General features: G+C 68.0%; 13 protein-coding genes. 6 read left to right on the top strand and 7 right to left on the bottom strand.

Features of this window, described 5'->3' with window-relative positions:
- Positions 1 to 7: 7 nt before the first annotated feature.
- Entirely contained in the window at positions 8 to 1,270 is a 1,263-nt protein-coding gene (locus tag EV560_RS36475) for a DUF4399 domain-containing protein (protein WP_131858160.1), read from the bottom strand.
- A 173-nt stretch (positions 1,271 to 1,443) separates the two neighbouring features.
- Between EV560_RS36475 and EV560_RS23080 the strand changes: the two genes are divergently transcribed.
- From EV560_RS23080 to EV560_RS23100, 5 genes are all read left to right on the top strand, one after another.
- Complete coding sequence (locus EV560_RS23080; RefSeq protein ID WP_131858161.1) at positions 1,444 to 2,919, top strand: caspase family protein; 1,476 nt, start codon at positions 1,444 to 1,446, stop codon at positions 2,917 to 2,919.
- Between the two features lie 92 nt (positions 2,920 to 3,011).
- Complete coding sequence (locus tag EV560_RS23085) at positions 3,012 to 4,205, top strand: OmpA family protein (RefSeq protein WP_248312161.1); 1,194 nt, start codon at positions 3,012 to 3,014, stop codon at positions 4,203 to 4,205.
- Positions 4,206 to 4,218: 13 nt separating this feature from the next.
- A complete protein-coding gene (locus EV560_RS23090) occupies positions 4,219 to 5,760 on the top strand; it encodes a methyltransferase domain-containing protein (protein WP_165923587.1) in 1,542 nt (513 codons plus the stop codon).
- Between the two features lie 73 nt (positions 5,761 to 5,833).
- Positions 5,834 to 7,480 (top strand): transglycosylase SLT domain-containing protein, encoded by a 1,647-nt coding sequence (locus tag EV560_RS23095; RefSeq protein ID WP_131858163.1) that lies wholly within the window; start codon positions 5,834 to 5,836, stop codon positions 7,478 to 7,480.
- A 44-nt stretch (positions 7,481 to 7,524) separates the two neighbouring features.
- A complete protein-coding gene (locus tag EV560_RS23100; protein ID WP_131858164.1) occupies positions 7,525 to 7,800 on the top strand; it encodes a hypothetical protein in 276 nt (91 codons plus the stop codon).
- Between the two features lie 160 nt (positions 7,801 to 7,960).
- Here the strand turns inward: EV560_RS23100 and EV560_RS36110 are convergent, their stop codons facing one another.
- Genes EV560_RS36110 through tssK form a run of 6 tightly spaced genes read right to left on the bottom strand, consistent with a single transcriptional unit; the run spans position 7,961 to position 18,148 of the window.
- Positions 7,961 to 10,240 (bottom strand): serine/threonine-protein kinase, encoded by a 2,280-nt coding sequence (locus tag EV560_RS36110; RefSeq protein ID WP_207908095.1) that lies wholly within the window; start codon positions 10,238 to 10,240, stop codon positions 7,961 to 7,963.
- Positions 10,237 to 11,025, bottom strand: a complete 789-nt coding sequence (locus EV560_RS23110; RefSeq protein WP_131858165.1) for a PP2C family protein-serine/threonine phosphatase — start codon at positions 11,023 to 11,025, stop codon at positions 10,237 to 10,239. The genes EV560_RS36110 and EV560_RS23110 overlap by 4 nt, the downstream gene beginning before the upstream one ends.
- 11 nt (positions 11,026 to 11,036) lie before the next feature.
- Positions 11,037 to 11,726: a type VI secretion system-associated protein TagF gene (tagF, locus tag EV560_RS23115; RefSeq protein WP_131858166.1), complete on the bottom strand. Its 690-nt coding sequence runs from the start codon at positions 11,724 to 11,726 to the stop codon at positions 11,037 to 11,039.
- 1 nt (position 11,727) lies between these two features.
- Positions 11,728 to 15,354, bottom strand: coding sequence for a type VI secretion system membrane subunit TssM (gene tssM, locus EV560_RS23120; protein WP_131858167.1), 3,627 nt, complete (start codon positions 15,352 to 15,354; stop codon positions 11,728 to 11,730).
- A 32-nt stretch (positions 15,355 to 15,386) separates the two neighbouring features.
- On the bottom strand, positions 15,387 to 16,814 hold the full coding sequence (tssL, locus tag EV560_RS23125; protein ID WP_131858168.1) for a type VI secretion system protein TssL, long form: 1,428 nt from the start codon (positions 16,812 to 16,814) through the stop codon (positions 15,387 to 15,389).
- The gene (gene tssK, locus EV560_RS23130) at positions 16,811 to 18,148 is read right to left on the bottom strand and encodes a type VI secretion system baseplate subunit TssK (RefSeq protein ID WP_131858169.1); all 1,338 of its coding nucleotides are present in this window, start codon (positions 18,146 to 18,148) and stop codon (positions 16,811 to 16,813) included. Before tssK ends, tssL begins: the two co-directional genes overlap by 4 nt.
- Before the next feature lie 235 nt (positions 18,149 to 18,383).
- On the opposite strand from tssK, the gene EV560_RS23135 reads away from it, so the two are divergent.
- Complete coding sequence (locus EV560_RS23135) at positions 18,384 to 18,779, top strand: hypothetical protein (RefSeq protein ID WP_131858170.1); 396 nt, start codon at positions 18,384 to 18,386, stop codon at positions 18,777 to 18,779.

The following is an 18,779-nucleotide window of genomic DNA, read 5'->3' on the forward strand; positions in this document are numbered from 1 at the left end:
AGAGGGCTCATCGGCGCCGGCCCGGCTTTTTGATGCGGGTGGCGACGATGACCTCGATGCGCTCGGACACCACCGGCGGATCGTGCGGGATATGCTGGTCGTCGCCGAGGATGAGCTGCAGCGTGTGCTTGCCCGGCGGCAAGGTGATGCGCCGCTCGGTCTGGCCGCCGCCGAGATGGATATGGTTGAGATCGGCCGGGATCGCGGCGTCGAGCGGCGGCGTCGGCACGTCGATGAGCAGATGATGGTGCCCGGTATTCGGCTTCACCACGCCGGCCGGCGCGACGCCCATGTTGCGCAGGCCGAAGCGGATGGTCGAGTTCGGATAGATCGTCTCGCCATTGCGCGGATAGACAAAATAGACCGCGGCGTCGTTCGGAGCGGGCGTGCGCCCCGCCGGCTTCTCGACGGGAGGAGGGGCGATGACGGCGCGCGTTCCGTCGACGGGGCCCGCCACGACCCGGACCTTGATGCGCGGCGACATAATCGGCGGATCATGCGGCACGTGCTCATGGTCGCCGAACAGCAATTGCAGCGTATGCTCGCCCGGGGGCAGGCTGAGCTCGGTCTCGGTCTGGCCACGGCCGAAATGGATATGGTTGAAATCGCTCGGGATCTCGCGGTCGAGCGCCGGCAGCTCGGTATCAACCAGCAAATGGTGGTGGCCGCCATTCTCGCTCTTCGTGCCGGCCGGAACGAGCGCGATGCCCTCGACGCCGAAGCGGATGATCGCGCGTGTCGGGATCGTCGCGCCGTCCTGCAGGTCGCGGAAGAAGACCCTCGCACCCGGCGCCGCGGCGCTGCGGGCCTTCTCCTCGGGAGCGTCGGCAACCTCGACGAAGATCTTCTCCGACATCACCGGCGGGTCGTGCGGGACATGGTCCTGGTCGGCGAAGAGCAGCTGCAGGCTGTGCCGGCCTGGTGGCAGCGAGATTTCGGTCTCGGTCTGGCCGCTGCCGAAATGCAGATGGTTGAAATCGCTCGGGATCGGCTGGTTGAGCGCCGGCAGGTCGCTGTCGATAAGCAGATGATGATGGCCGGAATTGCGCCTGACCGTCCCGGCGGGAACGACCTCCATGCCGCTGACGGCGAAGCGCACGGTCAGCTTGCTCGGCACCTTGGCGTTGTTCTCGAGGCCGACGAAGGAGAGCTTGGCATCGGGCGGCGCGGGGCTGCGCTGGCGCGGCCGCTCCTGCGCGAAGCCGGATAAGGTCGAGGCGGCGAGACAGGCGATCGCACCCAGAACCAGGCTCAGCCGAACCCCTAGCATCGGCACCGTCTCCGCTTGCGCCGGACTGTGACGAAGTTAACAGCCGCTAGTCTTGGGAGCAAGCAATACGCCTATGGCGGGCGCAGTAGAGTTCCCGAAAGCCGGCTCCGGAATGCGGCTTTGTTCTGGATTGTTGCTGGGATTGTCTGTTACGCTGAGGCAGGAATGGTGTCATGGCCGCAATCATAAGATTTTGCGCTCTGATCGCGCTCCTGGCGCTGGTCGCTTCGGTCCCGGCGCTGGCCGAAGAGCGCCGCGTCGCGCTGGTCATCGGCAATTCCGCCTACAAGAACGCGCCGGCCCTGCCCAACACCGTCAACGATGCCCGCGACATGGCCGCATCGCTGCGCCGGGTCGGCTTCGAAGTGGTCGACGGCATCGATCTCGACAAGCGCGGCATGGACAGCGCGCTGACCCGCTTCGCCCGGCTGGCGCAGGACGCCGAGGCGGTGATGTTCTACTATGCCGGCCACGGCTTCCAGTTCAATGGCGAGAACTATCTGGTGCCGATCGAGGCGCGCGTCGATGACGAGGTCAGCGTCCAGTACGAGACCACCCGGCTCGCCGATGTCGTCACCGCGCTCAACTTCGCCAAGGGCGTCAAGATCATGGTGCTCGACGCCTGCCGCAACAATCCCTTCGTCAGCCAGCTCGCCAAGAAACAGGCGACGCGCGGCTTCTCGGTCGGAAACGGCCTTGCCCCGGTGGCGCGGGCACAGGGAATGGTCATTGCCTACGCGACGCAGGCCAACGACGTCGCTGCCGACGGCGCCGGCCGCAACAGCCCCTTCACCGCCGCCCTCGTCCAGGAGATCCAGCAGCCCGGACTGGAGGTCGCGACCCTGTTCCGCCGCGTCCAGAAGATCGTCTACGACACGACCGGTGGCCGCCAGACGCCGGAGCTCTCGCTCTCCCTGCTCGGCGATTTCTACATCAATCGCGAGGAGACGGACGCCGATGTCTGGCGCCGCATCCGCGCCAGCGACGATGCCACCGCGCTGAAGGCCTTCATCCAGCGCTATCCGCAGAGCTTCTTCGTGCTCGATGCCCGCACCCGGCTCGATCTGATCGAGCGCCGCTCGCTCGAATCCGGCGAGCGCGAGCGCCTCGCCCGCGAATTCGCCGAGCGCGAGCGCGTGCTGCTCGAACGGCTCGAGCGCGCCGAGAAAGAGCGCAGGCAGGCGGCGATCGATCTCGCCAAACGCGACAGCGGCGAGGCGGCCGCCCCGGTCGAGCGTCCGCAAGTGCCGGGCGTGCCGCCGGCAGCTCCTCCGGTCGCAGCCAGGGTGGATGACAAGGCCGAGCGCGAGCGCCTCGCCACGGAATTGTCGAAACGCGAGAGCGAGCTCGCCGCGCTCGAGACGGAGCGGGCCCGACTCGCCGACGAGCGCCGCGCGCAGGAACAGGCCATGGCCGCAAGGCTCGGCACCTTGATCATCGCGCCGCCGGCGCAGGAGGTGGTGCCGCCGCCGGTGCCGCTGGTCGCGCCGCAGCGCCCCGACCGTCTCGCGACCGAGCGCAAGCCGAGCGAGCTGCTGGTCAATCAGGAGAGCAAGCCGAAGGCGAGCCTGTGCGCGGAGATCCTGCTCAAGGCCCAGCTCGGCGAGATCTCGGCCGCCAGTCGCGAGCAGCTCAAGCAGTGCCGCTGACCGGCTCCGGACGCTCGTCTTTCGCCGAGCGACCCGGTGCCTCCTCCGAATGAAGGACGAGATTTCGGGCGGATCGTGATGGAGTGAAGGCGATGACCGATCGGACACCTATGCTGTCAGCCTTGCTCGCGCGCTGCGGAGCGCTGTCCCTCGGTCTTCTGCTGGCCGGCAATGCGCTGGCCCAGCCCGCCCCGCCGCCGACGCCTATCCCCTATCCGGAGGCCTTGCAGCGGGCGGCGACCGACCTCTTCGCCAAGGCCAATATCGCCGGGGACCGCGTCGAGCTCGTCATCGACCCGCTGATCGACGGCATTTCCGGCGCCCAATCGGCCGCGACCCGCTCGATGCAGCAGACGCTGACCGAGATCGTGCAGAAATCGCATCCGCGCTTCGTCGTGCAGCCCTTCTCCTCGGAGGTGCTGGCGCGCGAGCCGATCGTGCTGATCGGCACCTTCACTGCGGTCAACAACGCGGGTGACAATGCCGGGCCGCGCGACGCGTTCCGCATCTGCCTGACGCTCGCCGATCTGAAATCGAAGAGCATCGTCTCCAAGGGTGTCGCGCGGGCGAAGCCCGATGGCGTCGATGTCACCCCGACACAATACTATCAGGACGCTCCCGTCTGGGCGAAGGACCAGGCGACCGACGCCTATATCAAGACCTGCCAGGGCACGAAGCTTGGCGATCCGGTCGACCCGGTCTATGCGGAGCGGCTGCGCGCCGCGGCGCTGATCAGCGACGGCATCGTCGAATACGACGCGAAGCATTATCGCGAGGCGCTCGCCTTCTATCATACGGCGCGCGGCCTGCCGGGCGGCGACCAGCACCGCGTCCGGATCGGCACCTATCTCTCCGCCTCCAAGCTCGGCCGCCGCGACGATGCCGTCGATGCTTTCGGCGAACTGATCGATTACGGGCTCGCCAATAACCAGATCATGGTCAAGCTGCTGTTCAAGCCGGGCACGACCCAGTTCATCGACAGCCCGCAGGTCACCGAGCCCTATCCGATGTGGCTCAGCCAGATCGCGACCCGCGCGCGCGTCAAGGGCTCCTGCCTGGAGATCGTCGGACATACCTCGCGCACGGGCATGCCGCAGGTGAACGAGCGCCTCTCGGTTCTGCGCGCCCAGTTCGTGATGGAGCTGCTCCAGATCGGCGCGCCCGACAGCCGCAACCGCATGATCGCGACCGGCATGGGCTTCAAGGAGAACCTGATCGGCACCGGCCGGGACGATGCCAGCGATGCGCTCGACCGCCGGGTCGAGTTCAAGGTCATCGGCTGCTGAGCGGGGAGGCGGGATGAACGACGTCGCATCCAATCCCTACGACGCCGTCGCCTATCCGGGGCATGCCTTCTCGCAGACCTTCCCCGACAAGCTCGGGACGATCGCGCATTTCCACGGCATGGACCCGGCGCCGCTGGCGAGGATGCGCGTGCTGGAACTCGGCTGCGGCAGTGGCGGCAACCTGATTCCGATGGCGTTCCAGTATCCCGGCGCGCAGTTCGTCGGCATCGACCTGAGCCTGAGTGCCATCGCGCTGGCGCGCCGCAATGCCGGCGAGCTCAGCCTCGCCAATATCGTCTTCGAGCATCGCGACATCATGAATGTCGCGGCGGAGCTCGGCCGCTTCGACTATATCATCGTCCACGGCGTCTATTCCTGGGTGCCGTCGCAGGTGCGTGACAAGATCCTGGCGATCTTCGGCGAGCTGCTCGCTCCGCAGGGCGTCGCCTATGTCAGCTATAACGCCCAGCCCGGCGGCCATCTGCGCGATATCGCGCGGGACGTCATGCTGTTCCAGACGCGCGATGTCTCCGATCCGCAGGAGCGTGTCCGCGTGGCGCGCGCCTCCCTGAAGCGTTTCGCGGAAGCGAGTGACCCGGATTCGTTCTATGGCGCCGCGCTGCGCCTGCGCCTCCAGCAGATCGACGAGCTGCCCGATGCGGTGCTCTACCATGACGATCTCAACCCCGACGCCCGCGCCTTCACCCTGCGCGAGATCCTGGCCGATGCGGCCCGTCACGGCTTGAAATTCCTGGCCGAGGCCTCCTTTCCCAACCAGCTCGGCGCCGCGCGTGGCCCGGCCCAGCAGCTCCTGGCGACGATCACCGCCGAGGATCCGCTGGAGCGGGAACAGTCGCTCGACCTGCTGATCGGCCGCCCCTTCCGCGAGACCCTGCTATGCCGCGACAACATCGTCGTGCGGCGTGGGATCACCGCGGCATCCCTCGCGCCCTACCATCTCGCTGCCGATGTACGACCGGTCGAGGTCGCCGAGGAGGAAAGGCGGCCGGGCGTCGATCGCTTCCAGTTCGGGGCGGGTGCGCGGCTCTCGATCGATCTGGCTTCCTGCAAGGCGGCGTTGCGCGCGCTGGGCGCCGCCTGGCCCGGCAGCATTCCCCATGCCGAGCTGGTCGCGGATGCCCTGCGCGAGAGTGGCGCTGCCGGTGAGCGCGAGGCGGCCCGGCTGAACGACGCGCTCGTTGCGATCTTCAGGGCCGGCTTGCTCGACATCCATCGCGAGGCGCCGCGCGTCGCGAATGTGATCAGCGAACGGCCGGTCGCCAGCGCGGTGGCGCGTTGGCAGGCCGAAACCTCGGCCTATGTCACCGATCTGCGCCATCGCTCGGTCGAGCTCGACAGCCTGATCGTCCGCAAGTTCGTCTGCCTGATGGATGGCACGCGCGACACCGCGACCCTGCTCGAGGATCTGAACCGCTTCCTGGCCGAAGCGAAGGCCTCCGGCCGCGCCCCCCCGGGCCTGCCGGAGCGCGTGACCGAACAGGAGGTGCTCATGCATTCGCAGGATGTGGCGCGGCTTGCGCTGCTGTCAGGCTGACATTGTCGGGTTCCGGGTTCGCGCGTATCCTTCCTGACCCGCGCGAGGGACCATCTCCATGCGGTCGCCAGGGATGAGCCAGCGCTTCGAGCAGTTCCGGGTCGCATTTCAGGAGGATGCCTGCCTCGACGCGCTGATGCGTGCGCGGGAAGGCGGCGTCAGCATCACCTGCAAGGCCTGCGGCAAGCCCTCCACTTTTGCGCCCCGGCCGAAGCTGCGGGCCTATGCCTGCGAACACTGCCATTTTCTGATCTATCCAGCTGCCGGCACGCCGCTGGACAGCCGTCGCACCTCCCTGCAGCTCTGGTTCTTCGCGATCAAGGCCGTGACCGAGCAGGGCGCCAAGGCGGCAAGCGGCCAGCTGGAGCGCGAGGCAAAACTCTCGGCGCTCGCGGCCCGGCGGATGGTCGATGACCTGACGGCGCTCAAGGACAAGGCTGGTGGCGACGGCCCGGCCTGGCTGATGGCCATCGCCAGGCGCGTCGCGGAGCGACAGGAACCGATTGCGGCAGCGGCTACGGTTGGCGCGAAGGGAAGCAGCCCGACCAAGCCGATCGGCAAGCCGGCTTCGGCGCCGAACGTTCAAGCCGCGCCGCAGGCGCCGACCTCATCCAGGCGCACCGTGCTGGTGGCGCTCGGCGCCGGCGGCGGTGCGGTGGCCCTCGTGGTCGCTGCCGGCTTCGCCATCGCGACCTTGCGGCCTGAACCCGCGCGGGAGGATGTGCTGCCGGCCGAGGATGCGCCGGCGCTGCAGGCTGTGGCGCGCCCGACGCTCATCCTCTCCTCGGTCGAGAGCGATCTCGAAGCCGCGCGCCAGGCGACGCAATTCGCGCTGCGCAACGATCCTTCGCTGGCCAATATCCAGGAGCAGCAGGGCAACGCGCCCGAGGTGCCCGCGATCGCGCCGCCGCCGGTGCTGCCACCTTCCAACATCATCCTGGTGCCGCCCAAGCTGCCGGCCGGCCCGGGCCCGCTGAAGAGCCAGATCCCGCAGGCCCCTGTCGTTGCCGGCGGCGATCCCGATCAACTGCTCACCTTCGGGCCGATCCGCATCCGCCGCCATCTCGTCGATATGATCGTGCGTGCCGGCCGGGTCGTCGGTGCCGATCCGACCTTGCTGATGGCCGTCGCCGACAAGGAATCGGCCTTCTCGACCGCGGTGCAGGCGAAAACCTCATCCGCCACCGGCCTCTATCAGTTCATCGAGCAGACCTGGCTCGGCGTGATCTACGAGTTCGGCCCCCGCCATGGCCTCGCCAACGAGGCGCGGCTGATCGGCCGGTCCGGCCGGCAGTTCACCATCGCCGACGCCAATGAGCGCCAGCGCATCCTCGATCTCAGGCGCGAGCCTTATATTTCGGCGCTGCTGGCGGGGGAGATGCTGAAGCGCGACACGCTGCGCCTGGAGAAGGCGATGGGCCGGCACCTGACCGGCGGCGAGATCTACCTGATCCACTTCCTCGGCCCGGATGCGGCCCAGACCTTCATCGAAACCATGGAAGAGACGCCCGGCGCCAAGGCCGCCGAATTGCTGCCGCGCCCGGCCCAGGCCAACCGGCCGATCTTCTATGCCGATGCCGGCGGTGAGACCAAGACGCTCTCCCTGTCCGAGGTGCACAAGAAATTCAACGACATGATCAAGGTCCGGCTCGATCGCTATGGCGATGTCCGCAAGCTCTGGGGCGCGCAGGCGGCGCAGCGGCCGGGCGGAACGAAATAGGCTTTCACCCGCCCCGACCGGGGCGTCTTAAAGGAGGTTCAGGCATGGCTAACCGGTTCGAGCAGGTCGATGAGCCGCAACCCGATGCGATCACGCTGAGTCTGGCCCGGCACGAGGGCAAGACCATCGGCAAGATCGCTTGCCCCGCCGACCTGGCCCACGGCCATCTCGACGAAGATTTCGTCAGCGACGAGATGGACGCGGTCGATGCCTTCCGGGTCGCGATCAAGCTCGCCAACGAGATCAAGGCACCGATCGTGGTCGAGGATGCCGAGGGCCTCTGGCAGGATCAGTGGGGTGTGCTCTACCGGGAGAATTGAGGCGTCTCGTCTTTGCGAGCAGCCGGGTCTTGGCGAGCACCCGGGTCTTGCCTTTGGCAAGCCCGGGTACAGGCTCCGCGAAGCAATCCCGGGGCGGCCGGGCACCCGCCCCCCTGGATTGCGTCGTCGGCTGCGCCTCCTCGCAATGACGGTCAAGCCGTCACTCGATCCGGAAATACTTCACGCCGAGCCCGAGCTTGCCGTCGAGCCGGGCGATGTCGCGCGAGAGATTGGCGAAGAACTCCGTCGCCGGCGCAGGATTGGGGCCCGATAGCGTCGGCAGCGGCGCCGGGCTGACCAGCGCGAGCACGGTCTGCGGCTTGGCCCCGGTGCCCGTCGCCTCAAGCTTCAGCCCGAAATTCGCCTTGCCGCCCTCGCGCTTCAGGAAGCTCGCGAGATTGTAGACCATCCCGTCGTCGCCGATCAGGACGACGTCGAGATTCTGCTTGCCGTCGGTCTCGACCGAGCCGCTCAGCACGTCGCCGCTCTTCATCGTGAAGGCGCCGATCTGGAGCCTGGGATTGCGGTCGATCCGGCTGCCGAGCTGGCGCAGGAAATCGACCATCGGGCATTGCGCCGCCGTGACCGGGCGCAGGCTGATCTGCGCTTCGAAGCCCTGCGCCTGCTTGAAGGCGGTGTCGAAGGTGACGAAGGGCTCGGCCCCGCTGCCAAAGCCTTCGAGATCGGCCTTTTGCGCGGCGACGTCAGTCGGCCACAGGAAGAAGCAGGGCCCGCCATCATAGCTGCTGATATAGCGCTCGATGCGCTCGGCCGGCGTGCGCGGCTCGGGATCGATCCTCGGCGGCGGCGGAGCTTCGGTGTTCGAGGCCTGCTTGGTGCCGGGCTTGTCGCCGGTGACGGGGGGCGGTGTGACCGGGGGCTTTTCGCCCGCAGTGTTGCCGGCCGTCGAGCTGGGGCCTGTCACGACCGGTGGCGGCGTGACAGGGGGCGGCATGACCGGCGGCTTCTCGCCCGCGCCAGCGGTCGAGCCCGGGCCGGTCAGCACCGGGGGCGGCGTGACCGGAGGCTTTGCGGAGCTTGCTCCCGCGCTAGGCCCCGGACCGGTCGCGACGGGCGGCGGGGTTACAGGCGGCGTGACAGGAGGCTTTGCGGAGCTTGCTCCTGCGCCGGGCCCCGGGCCGGTCGCGATCGGCGGCGGGGTTACGGGCGGCGCGACTGGCGGTGCGCTCTGAAATCCGCCCTTCGGCTGTTCCGTCTCGGTCCTCACCGCGACTTGTGTGTTGGATGACCCGGGGGAGCTGGGCTCCTGCTGGCTCTGCTGCTGGGTCGAGGCCGGCTTCTGCCCGCTCTCGGTCAGTGGCGGCGGGCCGGAGGAGGCCTGGCCGCTCGCTGCGGCGGATTGCGAGGCGGGCGTGCCGCCGCCCACGCTGGTGCCGCCCCCGCCGCTATCTGCGCCGGTCAGCATGGGCGGCTCCTTGCCGCCACCGCCCGCCACCGTCTCGGGCTGCATCAGCGTCCAGGCATAGAAGCCGCCGCCTGCGAGCAGCAGGAGCGCGCCGAGGCCGGCGACCATCGGCCAAGGCGAACGCCGGGAGGCGGCATTGCCTGTTCCGGCGGCCGGTCTCGACCCTTTCGGCATCCAGGCCGCGACCTCGGCCATGTCGGCCGGGCGGTCGTCCGGGTTCGGCGCCAGCATGCGCGCCAGCAGCGGCCGCATGCGGGAATCGACGCCGCTCAGGTCCGGCACGCGCCGGCGCTTCTCCAGCACCAGCATCTGCGTGCCGCCCATGTCGAGCGCCCGGCCGGTGAGCGCGCCGGCCAGCACCAGGCCGAGGCTGTACATATCGGATTTCGGCGTGACCTCGCCGCCTTCCAGCCCGAGCTGTTCCGGGGAGACATAGTTGTACTTGCCGGCGAAGCCGCTGCCGATCACCGTGCCTTCACCCATCAGGCTCGATTTGGCGATGCCGAAATCGATGATCTTGGCGCGGGCGACATTGCCACCGGGCAGGATGATGTTGTCGGGCGAGACGTCGCGATGGGTGATGCCGATCAGATGTGCCGCATGCAGGCCATTGGCGATGCGCCGGCGCAGGATATCGACCTCCTCGAAATCCATCGGCCCCTGTCCGATCCGGTCGGATAGCGCCTGGCCGTCGACGAATTCCATGGCGAGATAGGGGGATTGCGTCGCCGGATCGATGGTGAAGACGTAATAGCGGACGATCGCCTCGTTATAGAGGTTGTGCAGCGCCGCCGCCTCCTTGCGGAACAGCGTCAGCGCATTCTCGTTCTGCGCCATCTCCGGCCGGATCATCTTGATCGCCACGGCGTCGCCGGTCTGGATCGCGCGGCCCTTGTAGACCTCGCCCATGCCGCCGGTCGCGATCAGCCGCTCGATCTCGTAGATGCCGTTCAGCCTCGTGCCGATCACGATGCCGGAGCGGGGCGCGATCACGGTGCGGTCGGAGTCGCTCATAGCTTCTCGCTCCTCTTGTTCGGCACCCAGCGCGTCTTCGTGCCGTCATCGCGCCGGTAACGCACGACGATGACGGTGACGTTGTCGCGCGCGCCGCGCTCCAGCGTCAGCGCGAGCAGAACGTCGCAGGCGGCCTGTGGAGCGGCATCGCTCACCGCCCGCAGGATTTCCTCGTCCGAGACATGTTCGGTCAGCCCGTCCGAGCACAGCACGAAGATGTCGCCGCTCTCGAGCTCGCCATTGTTGAGATCGAGCTCGGGCAGGTCATGGACGCCGATCGCATGGGTGATGATGTGCCGGCGCGGCGAGTGCTTCGCCTCGTCCGGCGTCAGCACGCCCTTGTCGACCAGGTCCTGCACTTCGGTATGGTCGTGCGAGACCTGCAGGATGCGGCCGCCACGCACGAGATAGATCCGGCTGTCGCCCGACCAGATGCAGGCGAAGTGGCGCTCGTGCACGATCAGCGCCGCCAGCGTCGAGCCCATTGGCGCGCCGCCCTTCTGCGCGATGATCCCGCGCAGCTCCGCATTCGCCTTGAGCACGCCGCCTTCCAGCCGCGCCAGCAGGTCGGGCGCGGAGCTGGCAGTGCCGATGCCCTCCAGCGCCGCCGCCACGGTCGCGCTGGCGAGCGCGCCGTTCTCGTGCCCGCCCATGCCGTCGGCGACGGCCCAGAGGCCGAATTCCGGCCGCGTCACCAGATGGTCCTCATTGGCCTTGCGGACCCGGCCGGGATGGCTGATCGCCCCGGTCTCGAACGCTGGCGTGGTGGTGCTGACATCGTTCATGAGCACGGACCCTACTTGAGGAACGCGTCGAAGCGGCCGGTCAAAAGCCCGCTGAACAGATAGGGATTAGGCAGCGCCTGGCCGACAAGGGCAAGCGGTTCGAAATGCTCGCCACCGATCGTCCAGAAGTAGCTCGCATGCGCATAGGAGCGCGCATGGTCCTCCAGGCGCAAGGCGGTGAGACGTTCGGGAAAGCCGGAGGAGGTGAGCGCGCTGACGATGGTGCCGTCCGAGAGCCGCACCATGTCCTTGGGCGGCGTGGCCTTGACCTGATCGTTGGGCGCGGGCAGCGCCGCGAGCCTTTGCGTCACCGCCGCATAGGTCGCGTCGGGTTCGAGCGCCTGCAGCAGGAAATCCTCCGCCTGCGCGTACCAGGCATCCTGCGGATCGAGCTCGGGCGCGGGGATGGCGCCGCCGGTCCCGGCGAGCGCGAAGACCGTGAGCGGGAAATAGCGGCCGACTCCGTCGACCGAGGGCATGAAGGCGCCTGCGACCGTGCTGCCGCAATAGGCGGAGCCCAGCCAGAAACGCCAGATCGGCGCATTCAGGAACGCGTCCTGCCAGCCGGCGCCGAGTTCGAGCCGGCTGGCGCTCAGGCCGCCCTGCAGCCAGGGCTCATAGGCCTTGAGGAAGGCGCCGGGAGCGTTGACGGCGATGAAATCGCGCTTGTCCGGAAGCTTGCCGAACAGCCCGCAGCTCATCTCAGATCCCCGAAGGGCAGCGGATCTCCCGCAAGGCCGGCAGCACGAGCGGGTTCTTCAGCGAGCCGACGCCGAACTGATAGGCGACCTGCCGCCCGCCGCCCGTCAGCGTCAGCACGACATTGTCGCCCTGCTTGAGCGCCGAGCCGGCATCGAGCAGGCGGAAGAAGGACCAGACGCCGTCGCGCTCGAACAGCTTCGCTTCGCCCTGCGGCTGCGACGACGAGCCGCCGGAGAAGAAGCCGCCGCCGAACAGCCCGCCGGCATTGTTGCTGGCGCCGCCGAGGGTCAGCGTCACCGCGGTGCGCCCGACTCCGGCGCCCGGCCACATCACCGGGGTCGGGGTGTTGACGCCCTGCTGGCTCATCACGCTGAAGCCGTTGATCTCAAGCTTGGCGCTGGCTGCGTCGGAGGAGAGCGCGGTCGGCATCACGATCATCTGGAACGAGGGCAGGTTGCCGCCGGTCGGGAAGAAGGCGTCCCTGATCTCGCCGGCGCGCTGGAACTCGCGCAACGTCGTCGGCGAGAGCGCCCGGGCGACGCGGCTGTCGACCCGCCAGCTCCACTGCTCCTTGGAGCTGTCGACATAGGGTTCGAGCCGCTCCTTGTAGAACTTGTCCATGATGCCGCCGGGCGCGAACAGCCGGGCGAAATCGGCCAGCGGCACGTCACGCGCGCTCGCCTTCACGAAGGGGTAGCGGTTGGTGACGATGTCGGCGCAGACGCGCGAGACCTGGTCGCCAAGCGCCTGGCGCAGCAACGCGACCGTCGCGCCCGTCGCGTCGCCCTCGAAATCATTGACCGCCTGGACGATCATGCCGTCGAACGGCGCCGGATAGCGCGAGGAGTTCGCGCGCAGGGACGCGATCAGCGGCACCAGCGCGGCGTTCGCGGCGGCCGATTGCGCCGGGGTCGTCGCGGCGATGGCGAGGTTCTGGTTGATCTCGGCGAAGATCTGCAGGAGCTGGTCGACCGGCCGGCGGCCGAGATCGCCATCGACCAGCACATGGTACTGCTTGAATTGGCTCTCGATATTGGCGCCGAGCGCCTCGTTGCCGCCGCTGGCGAGGATCCGGTCGACGCCGGGCGCTGCCAGCGGCAGGTTGGCCCCGAGCCGCCCGAGCGCATCGCTCGCCCGCTTGTCCAGCGCTTCCGCCGCGGCCTGGCCGGCCTTCGCGGCGGCGGCCTTCGCGCTTGGCCGTTCCTTGGTGAGTTGCGTCTCGTCGCGCACCGATTCCAGCAATTGCTTAAACGGCGAGGTCGGCGCCGCGATGGCACTGAGCGCGACATATTTCGGCTTGTCGGCATTGAGCGGGCGCAGCTTCAGCCGGCGGAGCGTCTTCTGCCAGGTGGCGGTGAAGTCGCGGGCGTAGAGTTTCAGCAGGTCCTGGAACAGGGTCGCATATTGCGCGGTGATCGCCGCCTGGTCGACATTGTCGCCGAGAACCCAGCGCTCCTTCTCGATCCGCTCGCCGATATCGCCGAGCCGGTCGACGAAGGCGTTCTGGAAGCCGCCATAGGTGTAGAAATAGGGCACGCGGATCGCATCGAGATCCTCGCCGCCGACACCTTCGAAGGCGAGCCGGACATCCGAGCCACCGCGCTGCGACGCTACCCAGTCGCGTTGCTCGCCGCGCGCCTGGGTGCGCAGCATCTCATAGGCGCGCTCGGCGATGCTCATCCGGCGCAAGGTGCGCTGGCAATTCTCGATCAGCGACTGGTTGAGCTTGACGATCGGCTCGCGGTCGCCCTCGTCGAGATCGAGCATGGCGACGAGATGCTCCTCCAGGGCCTCGCGCCCCTTGGCATTGGCCGCGCCCGGGAACAGGTTCTCGGCCCAGTCGAGCCGCATCCAGGAGATCACCAGGTCGCGGTCGAGCTTCGCCTGGCCGCCGACCATCAGGTAGACCTTGAGCGCCTCGTAGACGAAGCCGGGATTGTTGATATTGGCCTCGAGCTGCTCTTCCAGCCGGAAGATGATGCGCGCGCGCAGCATGCGCTCCAGCGCTTCCTGGTAGCTGACCAAGGTCGCGGCTTCGAGCCGTTCGCGCTGGCTGAGTCCGAAGGTCGCCGTCACCGGCGTCGGCTCGTCCTTGACCGCATAGCCGGCCGGCATGTGCCTGAGCTTGTGCAGCAGCGGCAGGATGCGGCTGAAATTGCGGTCGGAAATCGTCGTCTCCTGCAGCACCGGCGCGGCGCTCGTCCGATAATCGGCGAGCCCGTAATTGGTCGCGGTGATCAGGTCGCTATTGCGCGAATAGCTCATCCACCACAGTCCGGCGGCCGTCAGGGCCGCGAGCGCGATTGCGGTGAAGCCGGCGACGCGCAGCAGCGTGCTGCGCCTGGCGGCGCCGAGATCGGTCGAGACCCAGCCGGATTCGCCGATGATGACCTTCTGGATCAGATCGGTGAGGAAATAGCTCTTGCCGCGCCCGGAATAGGCGCCGGCCGCCGCATGGTCGCTGCCGAAATTGCGCGAGAGCGCGCCGATCAGCTGATCGATCGGCGTGCCTTCCTGCGTACCGGAGGTGAAGTAGAAGCCGCGTAGCGTCGCGTTGGCGTGATAGCGCGTCGGCTCGAAGACACGGCCGAGGAAATCGACGATCTTCGGCCGCAGCGCTGCCATCTGGCTGGGCAGGCCGAAGAGCAGGGCCCGGGCATTCGGATTGTGCTCGTCCTGCAGCCGATCGGGCAGGCGCTCGTTGAGCCGCTCGATCAGCGCATCATATTCCGGCGGCACGTCGCCGATCATGTTGCGCGTCTTGTCGAGCGTCTGGAAGGTATGGCCCCAGACCATGCGCCGTTGCGGCTCGGTCAGGTTGCCGAAGAACTCGTTGAAGCCGGCGATCAGGTCGGCCTTGGTGAAGATCGCGTAGACCGGGAAATCGACCTTGAGCCGCTCGTTCAGCTCGAGCAGGCGGCTGCGGATCGCGTCTGCATGGTCCGCGACCTGCTCCGGCGTCGCGGTCAGGATATCCTCGACGCTGATCGCGACCATGACGCCGTTGATCGGCTGGCGCGGCCGGTTCGTCTTGAGCAGGTCGAGGAAGGCGAGCCAGCTCGCGCGCTCGGCCTTCGTGTCGGTGTCCTGCGTCGTGTAGCGGCCGGCCGTGTCGATCAGCACGGCCTGCTCGGCGAACCACCAGTCGCAATAGCGCGTGCCGCCGACGCCGGCGACGGCGGCCGGGGTCGCGCCGCGCGCCAGCGGGAATTTCAAGCCGGAATTGACCAGTGCCGTGGTCTTGCCGGCGCCGGGCGGCCCGATGATGACGTACCAGGGCAGGTCATAGAGGTAATCGCCGCCATCCTTGGCGCGGGCGCGCTTGAGGGTCGCGAGCGCGTCGCGCATCGCCCCGGCGAGCGCCGCGCCGTCGCCGCTGGATTCCTCTTCCTTGGCGAGCGCCTCGCTCAGGGCCGCCATCGCCCGCCGGCGCTTGATCACGATCCAGGCGATCCAGGCGAGCGCGCCGAGCGCCATCAGCAGCACCAGCGGCAGCCTGACCCAGAGCGACTCGAACGGGCGCACCTCGCCGACGGCGATGAACGGGCCGCCGAACCAGACCAGCGCGGCCAGCGCCAGGGTGCCGATCACGATCGCGGCTATGCGCAGCCAAATCGCGAGGGTCATCGTCCGTCATGCTCCAGCATCAGCGCATCTCCTCAGGTGTTGCGCTGGATCAGAATCTCGACGCGCCGGTTCTTGGCGCGCCCGTCGGCAGTCGTGTTGGGGGCAATCGGCACATCCGGCCCCTTGCCCTCGAAGCTGATGCGATCCTGCTTGGCGAGCTTGCTCTTGAGCAGGTCTCCGACCGCCTTCGCCCGCTCCTGCGAGAGCTGCAGGTTGGACGGGAAGCGTGCGGTCCGGATCGGCTGGTTGTCGGTATGGCCGACGACCTTGATCGCGCCGCCTTCCTCGTTGAGCACGGCGGCGATGCGCTCGATCAACGGCCGGAACTCGGCGCGAACCTGCGCCTGTCCGGGCTCGAACAGGGTGATGTCGACGAGCCTGACCAGGATGACGTTCGGCGTGACCTGGCAGACGATCGGCGGCTGCACGGTGGCGCAGACCTTGGCCTGGGTCGGGGCCGGGGGAGGCGGGGGCGGCGGTGCGGAGAAGACCTTGCGCACGATGCCGAGCTCGCCCTTCGGATGCACCGAGAGCAGCTGCGCCGCCGAGACCTCGGCATTGCCGCCGAGCAGCATGCGGAAGACGAGGTAGAGCCCGAGCACCGCGAGGGAGGCGATCGCCGCCACGGACCAGACCGGCACCTTGAACTTCTGCACCTGCGAGGCGATGGCCTGGCCCTGCCAGCGCGGCGAGAGCTCCGGCTCGGGCTGCTTCACCCGGCGCAACGTCTCGAACAGGTTGCGCTGGATCATCTGCAGGTTTGCCGCGCCGCCCGAGGATGTCCGGTGGATGCCCTCGAAGCCCAGCGCCAGGCAGGCATGCATCAGCTCGAGCAGGTTGTAATTCACAGAAGGATCGGCCTTGGCCTTGTCGAGCTCCTCGAAGAAGCGCACGCCGCCGACGCGCTCGCCGAAAAAGCGCGAGAGCATGCTGTACTGTGTCCAGACATGCCGGTCCTCGCCGGGAATATTCTGGACGATGTCGTCGGCTGCCGCGCACAGCACGTATTTGGCGACACGCGCCTGCTCGGCCGAGGCGCCGGTGGCCCTGACCTCATGCTCGAAGGCTTCGATGGAGTCCCCGACCTGGCCGATCAGCTGCGTCGCCGAGGCGCTGCTGAGCGAGGCCCTGAGGCGCCCGAGCAGCAGCAGCAGCGGCCCCGCCGCCTTGAGCAGCGGGTTGGCGTTCGGCGTGATCATCTGCTCGCGCTTCGGCAGCCCGACCGGCGGGCCGCTCGGAGGCGGTGGGGCCTGCGGGCGTGGCGGCGCCGGTTGCGGCGTCGACATCCACTCGTCGCCACCGCCGGGCACGCCCGGCGAAGGCACGGATGCGGACGGGCTGGGGGGAGGCGCGCTCGGCTGGACTGGGCGCGAGGGCGCGATGCGGCGCCCGGGGTTCGGCCGGATGATGGTTCGGTCGGAGCGGCCGAACGGATCGGAGGGCGAACCCTGGTCGCTCATCGCCTGCCCTCCAGCACGGCCCAGAGTTCCATCTCGAGATCGGGCCAGTCACCCGAGAAATGCATGCCGATCGAGCTCGCCGTACTGAATTCCGGCCAGAGCGGCGAGGTGCGGTCGAGATAGAAATAGACGTGGTCGGTCAGCGCCCGGATCTGCGGCGGCGGCGTCGGCAGGTGCACGAGGTTGATGCCCGGCAGATGGGCATGCACGATCTCGTTCATCTTGGTGTTGGGGCCGACCTTGAAGAGCTGCGGGAACTGCGCCTGGATCTCGGTCAACGGCCGGCGAGCCGCCACCTCCAGCACCAGCGTCGCGTTGCGCACCAGCGACCGGTCGCGGATCGTCGACATGAAGGCGTTCGGCGCCCGCTCGATGATCTCGAGCCGGATCGCGCGGCGGCCGAGCTGCGCCGACAGGAAGTCCTGGATGTCGCGCACGACCGGCATGAAGCAGCCTTCGAGGTCGTCATGGTCATAGGCCGGGTAGTCGCGGGCCCGGCGCTCGGCCGTGGTGAAGGTCGCGAGCTCGCCGGCAATGGCGAGGAAGATCTCGAATAGCCGCTCGGGATGGACGAAGCGCGAGCGCCGCATGTGCCTGAGCACCGGGATGTGCCGGTTGAGCATCTGCAGGATGAAATAGTCGGCGCTTTGCAGGCCGCCGCCGGCGGTCGGGTCGGCGGCGTAGCGCGCCAGTTCCTCGAGCTTGTTGTCGATCCAGCCGATCACCCGGTCGAGCCAGCCCTCGACCACCGGATGCGCTGCGCAGACCAGCACAGGCGGCGCGAATTTCTCGTCGAACAGCACGGCTCGGTCGCGCACCTCGAGGATGCGCCCGAGCGCGAGGCCGACATAGCCTGCCTTCGCGGTCTTGCGCAGCTCCAGCGCAAGCCGGGGATGGGCGACGTCGATCTCCTCCTCGATCCGCAGCGAGGCGGTGGAATCGATCAGCATCTCGCTCGCCGGCAAATAGCGGCTAGCGCTGCCGTTCAGGCTGTCCTCGACCTCACGCGTGTTCGAAGCGGCGAGCGGCAGCGACAGCCAGGCGATCTGCCCGGCCGCATTCTCCGGCACTTCGATCGCTGCCGGCAACGGGCTGTTGTCCGGCAGCGAGAATGGCGTGCCATCCGGCATGATTCCGGCGGCGCGGCGCAGGCCGATGCGGCTTTGCTGGGCCAGGTCGCGATCGAGCTCGAGGACCGAGAAGCCCCAGGGATAGGGCGTGACGTGGCGGACCCGGCTTTCAAGCAGATTTTCGAGATAGCGATCCGCCTGCTGCAGATGATGCGGCCGCAGGAATAGACCTTCCGACCAGATGACCTTGCTGTACCACGACATCCGGTTCTCTCGATCTTCAAACTGCTTTCAAAGCATATACGAAAACGGATTCGCGCGACACCAAGCGAATGCCCCCGCCACGCTTGGGACACCGCCTGATTCACGCTTCACGGCAGGCTGGCATGGTCGTCGCCAAGCTGGCATCCTCAACATGAATGATGCCGAGGCGAAACTGCTTCGGCCATGATGGTGCGGGACGCCTGACAGGCCGTAGCGGAGCGCCAGCAGCAGGAACATGGCTATGACGCAGGCCCAGCAACCGGACTATGATCGCAGCGGCCGCTTCGCCGTTGACGACGATGGCTGGCAGGTCGTCGATCTCGCCCGGATGCTCTATCCCGGCGGCCCGCACGCGCTGCGGGTCTACTCGCCCGACTATCCGCCCTTCCATGCCGGCTGGCGCTTCGCCTCGCTCAATCCGACCGCCGAGGACAACCGCGTCGTCATCTCGCATATCGGCGCCAAGCTCGGTGGCTCGAGCCTGCCCGCGGTGCGCTTCTCGCCGGCCATGCTGGCGCGCGTCCAGGAGCGGCTGCGCGCCTATGTGATGATCCATCCCGAAGCCCTGTTCGGCGAGAGGATCACCGGCGTCGACTTCAAGGCCGACGATCCCCTGGCCGAGATCTTCTGA

The sequence above is a fragment of the Allobosea sp. BK604 genome, assembly GCF_004341515.1.
GTDB lineage: Bacteria > Pseudomonadota > Alphaproteobacteria > Rhizobiales > Beijerinckiaceae > Allobosea.